This is a genomic window from Rothia nasimurium (assembly GCF_928382285.1).
Taxonomy (GTDB): domain Bacteria; phylum Actinomycetota; class Actinomycetes; order Actinomycetales; family Micrococcaceae; genus Rothia; species Rothia nasimurium_E.
The window spans coordinates 409,625-421,797 of record NZ_CAKMSS010000001.1; the positions used below are offsets into that span (position 1 = coordinate 409,625).

General features: G+C 60.3%; 13 protein-coding genes. 5 read left to right on the forward strand and 8 right to left on the reverse strand.

Annotated features, from left to right (window positions below; genetic code table 11):
- Positions 1-48: 48 nt before the first annotated feature.
- From L6758_RS01705 to L6758_RS01715, 3 genes are read right to left on the reverse strand one after another with little or no spacing between them, the layout of a single operon-like run.
- Positions 49-663 (reverse strand): energy-coupling factor transporter transmembrane component T family protein, encoded by a 615-nt coding sequence (locus L6758_RS01705; protein WP_237199043.1) that lies wholly within the window; start codon positions 661-663, stop codon positions 49-51.
- Positions 660-1,466, reverse strand: coding sequence for an energy-coupling factor ABC transporter ATP-binding protein (locus L6758_RS01710; protein WP_237199044.1), 807 nt, complete (start codon positions 1,464-1,466; stop codon positions 660-662). The genes L6758_RS01705 and L6758_RS01710 overlap by 4 nt, the downstream gene beginning before the upstream one ends.
- Positions 1,467-1,480: 14 nt before the next feature.
- Positions 1,481-2,083, reverse strand: coding sequence for a biotin transporter BioY (locus L6758_RS01715; RefSeq protein ID WP_237204914.1), 603 nt, complete (start codon positions 2,081-2,083; stop codon positions 1,481-1,483).
- 175 nt (positions 2,084-2,258) lie between these two features.
- Between L6758_RS01715 and abc-f the strand changes: the two genes are divergently transcribed.
- Positions 2,259-3,857, forward strand: a complete 1,599-nt coding sequence (gene abc-f / locus L6758_RS01720; protein ID WP_237204915.1) for a ribosomal protection-like ABC-F family protein — start codon at positions 2,259-2,261, stop codon at positions 3,855-3,857.
- Positions 3,858-4,444: 587 nt separating this feature from the next.
- Here the strand turns inward: abc-f and L6758_RS01725 are convergent.
- Entirely contained in the window at positions 4,445-5,176 is a 732-nt protein-coding gene (locus L6758_RS01725) for a metal-dependent hydrolase (protein ID WP_237204916.1), read from the reverse strand.
- A gap of 230 nt (positions 5,177-5,406) precedes the next feature.
- Here L6758_RS01725 and L6758_RS01730 point away from each other — a divergent pair, with 230 nt between their 5' ends.
- The gene (locus L6758_RS01730) at positions 5,407-6,750 is read left to right on the forward strand and encodes a nucleobase:cation symporter-2 family protein (protein WP_237204917.1); all 1,344 of its coding nucleotides are present in this window, start codon (positions 5,407-5,409) and stop codon (positions 6,748-6,750) included.
- The gene (locus L6758_RS01735; protein WP_237185644.1) at positions 6,747-7,337 is read left to right on the forward strand and encodes a xanthine phosphoribosyltransferase; all 591 of its coding nucleotides are present in this window, start codon (positions 6,747-6,749) and stop codon (positions 7,335-7,337) included. Before L6758_RS01730 ends, L6758_RS01735 begins: the two co-directional genes overlap by 4 nt.
- Positions 7,338-7,420: 83 nt before the next feature.
- Here the strand turns inward: L6758_RS01735 and L6758_RS01740 are convergent, their stop codons facing one another.
- Genes L6758_RS01740 through L6758_RS01750 form a run of 3 tightly spaced genes read right to left on the reverse strand, consistent with a single transcriptional unit; the run spans position 7,421 to position 9,147 of the window.
- Positions 7,421-8,389 (reverse strand): SURF1 family cytochrome oxidase biogenesis protein, encoded by a 969-nt coding sequence (locus L6758_RS01740; RefSeq protein ID WP_237204918.1) that lies wholly within the window; start codon positions 8,387-8,389, stop codon positions 7,421-7,423.
- 11 nt (positions 8,390-8,400) lie between these two features.
- Positions 8,401-8,643 carry an acetone carboxylase gene (locus tag L6758_RS01745; RefSeq protein ID WP_237195938.1) on the reverse strand — a complete coding sequence of 81 codons (243 nt, stop codon included), beginning with the start codon at positions 8,641-8,643 and terminating at the stop codon, positions 8,401-8,403.
- A gap of 3 nt (positions 8,644-8,646) precedes the next feature.
- Positions 8,647-9,147 (reverse strand): DUF3099 domain-containing protein, encoded by a 501-nt coding sequence (locus tag L6758_RS01750; RefSeq protein WP_237204919.1) that lies wholly within the window; start codon positions 9,145-9,147, stop codon positions 8,647-8,649.
- Positions 9,148-9,330: 183 nt separating this feature from the next.
- Here L6758_RS01750 and L6758_RS01755 point away from each other — a divergent pair, with 183 nt between their 5' ends.
- Positions 9,331-10,038 carry a beta-ketoacyl-ACP reductase gene (locus L6758_RS01755; RefSeq protein ID WP_185172948.1) on the forward strand — a complete coding sequence of 236 codons (708 nt, stop codon included), beginning with the start codon at positions 9,331-9,333 and terminating at the stop codon, positions 10,036-10,038.
- Positions 10,039-10,217: 179 nt separating this feature from the next.
- A complete protein-coding gene (locus L6758_RS01760; RefSeq protein WP_237204920.1) occupies positions 10,218-10,958 on the forward strand; it encodes an SDR family oxidoreductase in 741 nt (246 codons plus the stop codon).
- Between the two features lie 257 nt (positions 10,959-11,215).
- Here L6758_RS01760 and serB read toward each other — a convergent pair whose 3' ends face one another.
- Positions 11,216-12,151: a phosphoserine phosphatase SerB gene (gene serB, locus L6758_RS01765; RefSeq protein WP_237204921.1), complete on the reverse strand. Its 936-nt coding sequence runs from the start codon at positions 12,149-12,151 to the stop codon at positions 11,216-11,218.
- Between the last annotated feature and the right edge of the window lie 22 nt (positions 12,152-12,173).

Here is a 12,173-nt window from a genome sequence, read left to right on the forward strand (position 1 = left end):
CTTCGTCCTTTCTATTATGCCCCTCTTGGCTGAGCTTGCCTAGATTCTTTACCGGTCAAGGCCCCGGGCGGCCAGGGCGTCGCCGGTTTCGTGGGCATAGGCTACCGTGGCAATCACTAGGGGAATGAAAAGCCGGAACTGGGCGACCTTGATCCCGCGGGCGGCCACCGCCGCCTGAATCAGCTGCCAGCTATCCATAATCACCGGGATAGAACGCACCATCAGGGCCAGAGCCAGCCCCACCCGCTCAGGGGAGCCACCCACCCACTTCAGGGGGGTGCACAGCCAGATAAACCCGTCAATCAAGACCGGCATAGGGGTCGACCACAGCAGCACCTTTGAAGCTGCAATCATGGTGAGTAGGGTCAGTAGGACGTCCGCCCCCGACTCTAGCTTGCTGCTGACCAGGTAGTAGACCAACAGAATTGCCAGCAACCAGGAAAGAGAAGCCAGGGATTGTACCCAGGTGCGCCAGGGAATTTTTGCCAGGGCCCCAAGAGCTAGCACCAGCGCGAGGGCCGCAAGGCCAAACCCCCAGTGGCTGGTAGCTGCCAGGGAGATGCCCAGCAGAAGAATAAAGACGCCTTTAGCCCACAGGGGTGCCCGGTGCACCGGGGTGCTAAGGGGCTGGTAGATGCCAAAGAGCTGGTTGGCAATGTTCACACCTGCCCCCCGGGACGTTGGGGGTCAGCAGGTTCAGGTGGGGCTGGGAAGTCCGTGGCACACCAGTGCTGGTAATCTGCCAGGACGTCTGCCGCTGGCCCCTGCGCCAGCAGGCGGCCCTCGTGGATGACGATTGCCTCATCGCAGGTTGCTGCCAGGTCAAGGTCGTGGGTGGAGATGACCTGCTGCTGGGGAAGGGAATCGAGCAGGTCAAATAGTCTTAACCTATTCTTGAGGTCTAAAAGCGTTGTGGGTTCATCTAAAAGTAGAACCTTAGGGTTCACTGCAAGTACAGCAGCTAGGGCGGTCAACTGCTTTTCACCGCCTGAGAGGTTATAGACAGAGTCAAAAGCGCGGTGCTCAACCCCTCGCTCAGCAAGGGCCTCCAGAGCAGCGGCGCGGCGGGCGTCCTTGCCCTTGATGTGCTGAAGGGAGAGCTCGACATCCTCAACCCCCGTCGGCATCACCAGCTGGGCGCCGGGGTCTGAAAAGAGCATACCCACCCGCGAGCGCACCGCAGGTAGATGCTCGCTCACGCTCACCCCGTGGACGGTGACCTCGCCCGAGGTGAGCTGGGAGAGCCCGTTGAAGAGTCGTAGGAAGGTTGACTTGCCCGAGCCATTGAGGCCGAGCACTGCGGTACGCGGGGTAGAGAGCTCCACGGTGATGTTGTGTAAGAGGGTGCGGTCGCTGGTGCCGGTGTCAACGGTTACGGTGGCTGAGCGGGTGGCAAGCAGCCCGTCGTCCGAAAATTGGGTCGACGGGCTTGCAGCGCTTGCGCGTGAAGAGCGAGAAAAAAACACGGGCTCTATCGTACCTAGCGGCGGGCCAGGGTGGGGAAGGCCCGGTGCACAGCCAGGGCAACCAGCACGGCTACCAGGCACTTAATGAGATCGCCGGGGATGTAAATCAGGGCAGCGGCAACGGCAGCACCCAGTTCAAGGTCGGCGTTGATCATCATGCCGGCAACGCCAAAGACCTGGATGATGGCAAAACCTGCCAGTACAGCCACCACAAAAGCGCCAAACAGCCCGGGCCCGCTCATGCGGCGGCGCAGGGCTGCGTAGGCAAGCCCGCCGGTAATCAGGGCACCGGGAATAAAGCCCAGCAGGTAGCCAAAGGAGGGGGAGACAATAGTGCCGAAGCCGCCCTTACCCCCAGAGAAAACCGGAAGGCCAATCAGGCCAGCGACGACATACAGGGTGACGGCAAGAGCAGCGCGGGTGCCACCTAAGGTCAGAGCTGCGATGTAAATCGCCAGGGTCTGGAGGGTAATCGGAACAGCGGCCGGACCCACCGGAATAGCGGGCAGCAGGGCGCATACGGTAATAAAAGCGGCAAAAACAGCGATAAGAGCCAGATCGCGACCGGGATTGGCAGCGGCGCGCGCCGGGCGCGCGGAAGTCTGTGATGATGTCATGCCCACTACTATAAACAGGTTTTGAACACCGTTCAAAAACTCCGCCTTTCTTTCACTTCTGTGACGCCAGCTCGAACCAACGCCCCGGTGGCCCTTCCAACATCGACCAGCACCACACCGGGGCGGTAAGATAGAAAGCTGGCCATCCACCCCTTACCTTAGGAGCAGTAGACCCGTGCTGTCAGTCAACAACCTCGAACTGCGAGCTGGCGCTCGCCTACTCATGGAGGACGTCACCTTCCGCATTGATAAGGGTGATAAGGTCGGTCTCGTGGGCCGAAACGGCGCCGGTAAAACCACCATGACCAAGGTGCTGGCCGGGCTCACCCTGCCCGCAGACGGTACCGTCACCCGCGGCGGCACCATCGGCTACCTGCCCCAGGACCCCAAGGTCGATGACATGACCCAGCTGGCCAAGGACCGGATCTTCTCGGCCCGCGGCCTGGACGGGGTGGCCCGCAAAATGCGCCAAGCTCAAGAAATGATGGCCAGTGAAGACCCGGCAGAGCATGCCAAGGGCATGCGCCGCTACGACCGCTTAGAGGCTGAGTTTATTGCCGGTGGCGGTTATGCCGCTGAGTCCGAGGCGGCAACCATCACCGCCAACCTCGACCTGCCCGAGCGCGTCCTCAACCAGCCCCTGTCCACCCTCTCCGGTGGTCAGCGCCGCCGCGTCGAACTGGCCCGCATTCTCTTTGCCAACGCAGACACCATGCTGCTCGATGAGCCCACCAACCACCTGGACGCCGACTCGGTAGTCTGGCTGCGCGAGTTTTTGAAGAACTACCAGGGCGGCATCCTGGTCATCTCCCACGACGTGGAACTGATGGAACTGGTGGTCAACAAGGTCTTCTACCTGGATGCCAACCGCTGCGTCATCGATATCTACAACATGGGCTGGAAGAACTACCTGCTGCAGCGCGAGCAGGACGAGGCCCGCCGCAAGCGCGAGCGCGCCAACGCCCAGAAAAAGGCCTCGGCCCTGATGGAGCAGGCCAACAAGATGCGCGCCAAGGCAACCAAGGCGGTTGCAGCCCAGCAGATGATCAAGCGCGCCGAAAAGCTCATGCGCGGGCTGGAAGAAGAGCGCCAGGTCGATAAGGTGGCCGCGATTCGCTTCCCCGACCCTGCCCCCTGTGGCAAGACGCCCCTGTCGGCGACGGGGCTGTCCAAGAGCTATGGCTCCCTCGAAATTTTCACCGACGTGGATTTGGCCATTGACCGCGGCTCGCGCGTGGTGGTGCTGGGCTTTAACGGCGCCGGTAAGACCACCCTGCTGCGCATGCTGGCTAAGAGCACCCAGCCCGATACCGGCGAGGTCATCTACGGCCACGGGGCCAAGGTGGGCTACTTTGCCCAGGAACACGAGATTCTGGATCACGACCGCACCGTCTTTGAGAACATGAAGTCAGCGGCCCCCGACCTTGATGACACCCGCGTCCGCACCATTCTCGGCTCCTTCCTCTTCTCGGGGGACGATGTCGATAAGCCCGCAGGCGTGCTCTCCGGCGGTGAGAAAACCCGCCTGTCGCTGGCAACCCTGGTGGCCTCGTCCGCCAATGTTCTGCTGCTCGATGAGCCCACCAATAACCTCGACCCGGCCTCCCGCGAAGAAATCCTGAATGCCCTGAAGAACTACCAGGGGGCTATTGTGATGGTCTCCCACGATGAGGGGGCGGTTGAGGCGCTGGATCCCGAGCGCGTGCTACTGCTGCCCGATGCGGTAGAAGATTTGTGGAGCAAGGAATACCAGGACCTCATCTCCCTGGCTTAGGCAGGAATGAGCGGACGCCCGCCCCGCCCGGTAGCTGACCGGGCGGGGCGGTCTTGTATCGACACCCCTTCTTTGGTCCGTACAAATAGGCTTGTGTGTCTGTTTCTTACGCAAGCCCACTGTTGGGGCCACCACACTCTACGAAAAAGGCCTGTGTGTTTCGTGGGTTTTTTGTTCCCAAACAAAGGTCACGAAATGATAACGGTCCTATTTTGCTAGTGCAGGGTGGGCCAGTCGGCGTAGAGTAAATACCAGCTTCGGAAGCCAATCTTCCCCAGCTACACCTCAAGAACACCGCCTCACCGATGAGGCGGCACACAAATCCAACACCGACGTTGGGCCGAACCTTGAAAGGATGATTCTATGCTGGAATCACACGACGTACGTTACCCCGAAATCGCTGAAGAGGGCGTAGAGGTCGACGTTTTCTGGACCGAAGACTAAACATCGTTCGCCTCAGCGGCACGGATATATTTTTGTTTTCCTTCCCACCCCACTTCAATGAGTGACTACATAGAAGTGATACACGGGTGAAAGACAGGGGCCCGGCACCATACGGTGCCGGGCCCCTGTCTTTGCCTGAAGTCTTAGGCTCCTGTGAAGAAGCCGCTGATCAGCTGGGTAGGGTAGCTGGTGAGGAAACCAAAAAAGGCCAGGATGTAGACCCCGATATAGACGGTCAGGGCGGCGGTGAGGAAGTTCTCGCGGGCTGAGCCAGCATCGCCCAGGATAGGCAGGGCCATGTAGCCGCTCTTGCGCCAGAGTTTGCTGGGCACTACGGGCTTGATGGTGACGGGCCAGAAGGGGTTAACCCCGCGGGTGGTCAGGGCATCACCCAGAATGTGGGCGGTTGCCCCGGTAAGAACCGCCCAGGGCATCAGGGCCAGTGAATCGGTATAGATGGTTCCGGCAATAACCGCGAGCGCCCCCAGCCAGCCTCCCGGTGCCTTGAAGGTGCGCAGGGCCAGGCCGCCAGCAAAACCGGCTAGAGCCAGGGCCAGGACGGGGATGCCCGCGTAGGTCAGGCGGTCGGCAAAAAAGGCCAGGGCCCAAAAGGCTGCTAGGCCAACCAGAGAATGGGTTCCCTTGCGGTGGCCGCCCGAGAGCCGCCCCACCAGCAGGGCAACCCAGCGACTGACCGGCGGAATCGAGTGGGCGATGGTGCCGTTATGGTGATCAATATCGGGGAGCATGCCCGCACCGGCAGCCGCTAGGGTAGTGACGGCCAGGGTGGTGGGGTCGTCAATGCCCAAGACTCCCGCCTCGTTGAGGGCTAGCCAGGCTGCTGCTGCGCTAATGGAGTGGGAATAACCCATCATGATGGTGCGATCCTTATGAATAATCCTCTGGAAGTGAAAGCACCACTTTAACATAATTTCGAATATTTGTTCTAAAAGGACGCCGGTGGTCACGGAGTAGGCAAAACCGGGGGATTGTTCGCCCAGAGCGAGCAAGAAGCGTAGACTAAAACTAGGACCACCCGCCCCGGCAGCCCTGCCGGGGGCGAGCGTCCTTACACCCACCACAACTACATACCGAAAGTCCTTCGTTGAACCAACATACCCAAGGGTCAGAACCCCAGACCCCTGCTGAAACTTCAACCGACATGCTCTACCAGATCGACGACACCCCACCCCTCGGTGTCTCTATCCTGCTAGCGCTCCAACACATCCTGGCAGCCTTCGCCGGAATCATCGCAGTACCCCTGGTCGTCTGCACCGCCCTCGGCTTTAACGTCGCCCAAACCTCACTGATGGTCAGCGCCTCCATCTTCGTTGCGGGCCTCACCACCTTCATCCAGTCCCGCGGCATCGGCCCCGTGGGCGCTCGCGTGCCCGGCATGATGGGCACCGACTTCACCTTCGTCAACCCCACCATCGCGGTTGGCTCCCAGTTCGGCATGGCCGGAATCGTGGCCGCCACCATCAGCGCCTCACTAGTTGAGATTGTGCTCTCCCGCTTCATTAAGCCCCTGATGCGCTTCTTCCCGCCGCTGATTACCGGCACCGTAGTGGCCCTCATCGGTATCACCCTGCTACCGGTCTCCATGGACTGGGCAGCAGGCGGCGCGGGCTCCGAAGACTACGGCTCCCTGCAGAACCTCACCATCGCCTTCGGCGTCATGGCCCTCACCCTCGCAATCGCCCACTTTGGCCGCGGTATTCTGCGCGCTGCCGCCGTCTTTATCGGCATGGTCGTCGGCTACCTGGTCTGCATTCCCCTGGGCCTAGTTGACCTATCCGTCGTCTCAGACGCCGCCTGGTTCGCCCTGCCCAACATCTTCGCCTACGGCCTGCACTTTGATCTGGCCTCCACCCTGGCCTTCGTCCCCGCCTATATCGTCTCCACCATCGGAACGGTCGGCATCATGATGGCTATCGGCCAGGCCTCCGGCGCCAAGCTCAACAGCAAGAGAGTCTCTAACGGTGTGCTTGCGGACGGCGTCGGCTCAGCTTTGGCAGGTGCTTTCGGCGCGGGCCCCAACACCGCCTTCTCCCAGAACGTCGGGCTGATTACCCTCACCAAGGTAGCCTCGCGCCGCGTCATGATCACCGCGGGTATTATCCTGGCTATCCTCGGCGTCTTCCCCAAGCTCTCAGCCCTGATTTCCGTGATGCCCCAGCCCGTCTTGGGTGGTGCAGGCGTCATCATGTTCGGTCTGGTCGCAGCCCAGGGCATCAAAACCCTCACCACCATCGAACTGGGCGACCGCGAACTGCTCATCGTCTCGGTGGCCTTCGCCCTGGGTATTGGCGTGACCGTGCGCCCCGACATGCTCGCCAACCTGCCCACCGCCCTGCAGATGATTCTCTCCTCCGGCATCTCCACCGGAACCCTGGCAGCCCTGCTACTCAACATCATCCTGGTAGACCGAAAGAAGAAAACAGCATGAAACTCCTCGAAGACCGCATCCGCCGCGACGGCCGCATCCTGCCCGGCAACATCCTCAAAGTCGACCAGTTCGTCAACCACCAGGTCGACCCCCAGCTCATGATGGACATGGGCCGCGACTTCGCCGAGCATTTCAAGGACGCCGGTATCACCCGCGTCCTCACCCTCGAAGTCTCCGGCATCTCTATGGCCATGACCGCCGCCCTGCACCTGGGCGTGCCCATGGTCTTTGCCAAGAAGATTTCCTCCAAAACCCTCTCCACCGACACCTACCACTCCAAGGTCTTCTCGTACACCAAGAAAATCGAGTATGACATCCGCATCGACAAGCGTTTTGTCACCCCCGAAGACCGCATCCTGATCATCGATGACTTCCTCGCCAACGGCCAGGCCCTGCACGGCCTAACCCACCTCTGCGAACAGGGCGGGGCCCAGGTAGCCGGCATCGGTATCGCCATCGAAAAGGTCTTTCAGGGCGGCGGCAAAGAATTCCGCGACCGCGGCTACGACGTCTACTCCCTGGCCATGATCGACCACTTCACCGACGACGGAGTGGTCTTTACCCACGAGGTAGAAAAAACCCAGTAGCACAGCAAGCAGCTCAAGAAAATGCTCCCCTCCACCTGAAGCGGTGGAGGGGAGCATTTTCTTTTCTCAATCACCCACAAAGCCTAGCGGTAGAGCTGCTCATCGAGCAGGGCGTCCTCCACCTCTTCATCGGTAATCTTCTTACTGCGCTTAGGGGCCTTAGGGCGCACAATGGACTTCATATGCGCGGGCATATCATCCACAAACTCCATGCGGCGGCGTACCACCTCTTCGTCCTCATCGCCGATATACGTGCCATCAGCATCGTAGAACTGACCAAAATAAGCCTCAAGCTCAGCGGCAACCTGCGCATCGAGCTCATCGTTACGCACCTTCTGGCGGGCAGACCAGAAATAAGCAATATAGAACATGGCCGCAAAACAGTACCACTGCACCGAATACGACAGGTTCGGCCCGTAATCTTCCTCCGGCTTATCCTTGACAATCGGGGCGCTTGCCGGAGCCGGGCTCTCAGAAGCCATCACACCGTAGTTGACCGTATCGACATCAAGACCGGTCACCTCAGCAACCTCGGGAAGGTCAATACTGCTAATCTGCCCATCCACCGATGAAGCACCCGTGTCAATCTCACCCTCCACCAGACGCACCGTAATCGTTACCTGCCCAGCCGGGGGAGCAGGCACCGGAGAAGCCGTCGAACCGGCATCCCCAAACGCAGCCTCCATCCAGCCGCGGTTAACCACCACAATATGGCCCTGATCGGTCTGGAAAGGCACCAGCACCTCATACCCGTTCAACCCGTTATAGGGCCGATTGCGCACCAGCAACTGGTGCTCACTCAGGTACTCGCCGGTCATGGTCACCGGCTGCCAGCGCAGCTCAGAATGAGCGGACGCAAACAGGCTAGAATCGTCCGCAAAATCCAGGGGAGCGGCATCATAGTTCTGCGAAATACGCTCATTCGAAAAATCAAGCGCCTCCTTGCGGCTCATCTGCCAGCTCGCCAAATACAGGCACACCAGCGAGGCGACCACCGTCAGCACAAACAGGCCAACCCACTTACCAGAGAGCAAAAAACCGTATTTCTTCACAAGCAACCACCCTATCCCAGAGGGACAGTCTGCTTCCAAAAACTACGCGCCACCAAAAAATCCTGCAAATACTGCACGTGCTCCTCACAGGCCGCCCAGCTCTTGAGCCGCTCCGGGGCATGCACCTTCGGGTTATTCCACAGCACCTCAAAACGAGCCTGCTCCTGGCAGCCCTTACGGCTACACTTCACAAACTCAGGCCCCTGGCCACTACCATCGGCCTGCCCCTGATTCAAAGAACCTAAAATATCCACCCGCTACTCCTTACCGTCCTCATCAAAAACCACTTCACCATCAATAATCACCGGATCACCAGAACCCTCAGCCGCAGAATCTGCCGGGTGAGCGCTCGCCTGGGTGCGGCTACCAGCTGGCCCACCGGCGTCCGCCCCCTCAGCTGCAGCGGCACGAGCCGCCCGATCAGCCTGAGCCGCCTCAATAGCAGCCTGCTGCTCCGGTGGCAGCATGGCAGAAAAACCGCCACCACCCTGCTTAGCCTCACCGTTAGCCACCACCACAGCCGTCCAAGGAATAATCGCAGCCGCCGCCAGGCACACCCACTGCCACACACCGTCCACCATCACCGCAGCAATAATAAAAACAATGCGCAAAAACATCTTGAAGGCATACACCTTAGCCCGCGAACTAACCCCCACCGACTGCCGCTCAGCAGCGTCCGTAATCTCAAAAACCTCAGAATCGCCCGAAGAATACCCGGCAGCCTCTAAATCCTCAGCAGTCCAATACTTCTGCGCCACCGGTACCCTCCTCACACAGGCTCAAACTCACCCCACCAGTCTACCCCTCGCACACACACCCCGCCCGACCCCCTAACCAAACCCGCCAGGCCAAATAACACGCGCCTACTTGAACAAACCACCACTTTTTTCTCAAGAGCGTAAGATAGGGGCAGGAACAAAACCCCACAACAAGGTGAAACAATGACCAACCCCACCGTACTCATCACCGGCGGCAACCGCGGCATCGGCCACGCCATCGCCACCGAATTCAAAAAAGCCGGCTACAACGTCGCCATCACCTACCGCAGCGGCGAACCCCCCGCCGACTTCTTCGCCGTCAAAGCAGACGTCACCGACTCAGCCTCCATCGACGCAGCCTTCACCGCCGTCGAAGCAGAATTCGGCCCCGTCGGCGTCGTCATCGCCAACGCAGGAATCACCAAAGACACCCTGCTCATGCGCATGAAAGAAGACGACTTCACCTCCGTCATCGACACCAACCTCACCGGCGCCTTCCGCGTCGCCCAGCGCGCCACCAAGGGCCTACTCAAAAACAAGGGCGGCCGCATCATCTTCATCTCCTCCGTCGTCGGCCTCTACGGCAACCCCGGCCAGGTCAACTACTCCGCCTCCAAGGCAGGCCTCGTCGGCATGGCCCGCTCCATCACCCGCGAACTCGGCGCCCGCAATATCACCGCTAACGTCATCGCCCCCGGCTTCATCAAAACCGACATGACCGAAGAACTCTCCGACGACCTCAAAAAGCAGTACACCGACTCCATCCCCGCCCGCCGCTTCGCCGAACCCAAAGAAATCGCCGACGTAGCCCTCTTCCTCGCCTCCGACGCCGCAGGGTACATCTCAGGTGCCGTCATTCCAGTAGACGGCGGCCTGGGCATGGGGCACTAATACAGCCTGGGCGGTGTGTGCCAGCGAAGGGCGGTAGCTCCCCTCTGCCGACTAACCTTCTCGCCGGTTCGCTATCGCTCACAGGCGATTCATGCCAGCCCCAGCCAGTCGGCTGCCGGGGAGCTACCGCCCACTGCTACCTAAACAAATCATTTATACAGCGCTAATAAGGACTAAGAATGTCACTTCAGAACAAGACCATTATCATTACCGGTTCCTCCCGCGGCGTGGGCGCAGATACCGCCCAGATTCTTGCCGCCCAGGGAGCCAACATCATCGTCAACTACCGCTCCAAGGCACCCCGTGCCACCAAGGTTGTTGCCGCCATTGAAGAAGCCGGTGGTAAGGCCGTTGCCGTACAGGGCGACGTGACCAAGGCTGAGGATGCCACCGCCCTGGTAGAGGCTGCCATCGAGAACTTCGGCTCCCTGGACTACCTCATTCTCAACGCCTCTGGCGGCATGGAGGCCGGCATGCCCGACGACTACGCCATGGTGCTCAACCGCGACTCCCAGCTGCGCCTGGCCCGCCTGGCAGCTGAAAAGATGCCCGAGGGTGGCCGTATCGTCTTTGTGACCAGCCACCAGGCCCACTTCATCCGCGAAGTAGAGACCATGCCCGAGTACAAGCCGGTTGCTGAGTCCAAGCGCGCCGGCGAGGACGCCCTGCTAGCAGAAATCCCCGCCCTCACCGAAAAGGGCATCTCCCTGGTGGTTGTCTCCGCCGACATGATTGAGGGTACCGTCACCGCGGCCCTGCTCAACCGCCTGCACCCCGGCGCCATTGAGGCCCGCCGCGAAGAAGCCGGCAAACTCTACACCGTCAACGAGTTCGCCCAGGAAGTTGCCAAGATGGTAACTGCCGACGTTGAAACTGGCCACATCGAGCTGGTCGGCGGCGCAGGCGGCTTCATCAAGTAGCCTTAGCATCACAAGATTTCGCAGGCTCGCGCTCGCTGCCGACCCTCTCGCTGGTTCGCTGACGCTCACAAGCGATTCACGCCCCGCCTAACGGCGGATTCCGTTCGCTCTTGTGTGCTGACGCACCCGCTCACTTCATCCGAGCCAGCAGCTTCGCTGCGAGCCTGCGAAACCTAACCCTTCAAACGTAAAAGGACGCTGGTAGCCACCTACCAGCGTCCTTTACCTATAGCGTGCGGGCAGTGCCCCGCAAATCTTTAGAGCCCAGCGAAGTGGCGTACCGCGTCCAGTCGCAGGGTGTTGATCTGGGCGTCGGCGACCTCAAGCAGGGCAGTCTTGGCGTTGAACGCAACGCCCAGCTCCGCCTCAAGGATCATGAGCACATCGTTGGCACCGTCGCCCACGGCAATGGTCTGGGAGGACTTGATATCGAACTCCTTGGCCCACTCCTTCAGCGACTCCTTCTTGACCTCACCGGTAATGATCTCGCCGGTGACCTTGCCGGTCAGCTTACCCTCGATGATGTCAAGGACGTTGGCGCGCGCCTTGGAAAGATTCAGGTAGCCCGCCAGCGGGGAAAGAACCTGCACAAACCCGCCCGAGACCACGCAGACCTCGTGGCCGGCAGCCAGGAAAACCTCAACCAGCTTGGTGGCACCGGGGGAGTAGAGCACCTGAGAAGCTACCTCGTCGATTACTGACTCATCGAGACCAGCAAGGGTAGCAACCCGCTCACGCAGGGAGGCCTCAAAGTCTAGCTCTCCCCGCATAGCGCGTTCGGTGACCTCAGCAACCTCAGCGCCGCGTCCTGCCGCAGCTGCCAGCTCGTCAATAACCTCCTGGCGGATCAGGGTGGAATCGACATCCATGATGAGCAGCTTCTTCTCATCATTGGCTAGCTCAGCGGGTACCACATTCAGGTCAAAACCCAGCGAGCGCGGTCCATCGAGCAGACCTAGGGCACCGCGGGCGTCCTCTACTCCGCCACGCTCCCACTGCGCAGAAGCCAGATAAACCAAATAGGCTGGCCCCTCAGCTTCCCGCTCTACGCGGGAGGCAGGAACATCCATTAGAAGACCGGACTCAAGCTCCAGGCCCTCAACCGCCTGCAGTGCAGCAACCAGCTGCTCCTCGGTAGCAATCAGGGGGGCGTCCGCACGAGAAATAGCAACAATATTCACAGAAGTACTCATAGGCACCATTATCTACTAAAGT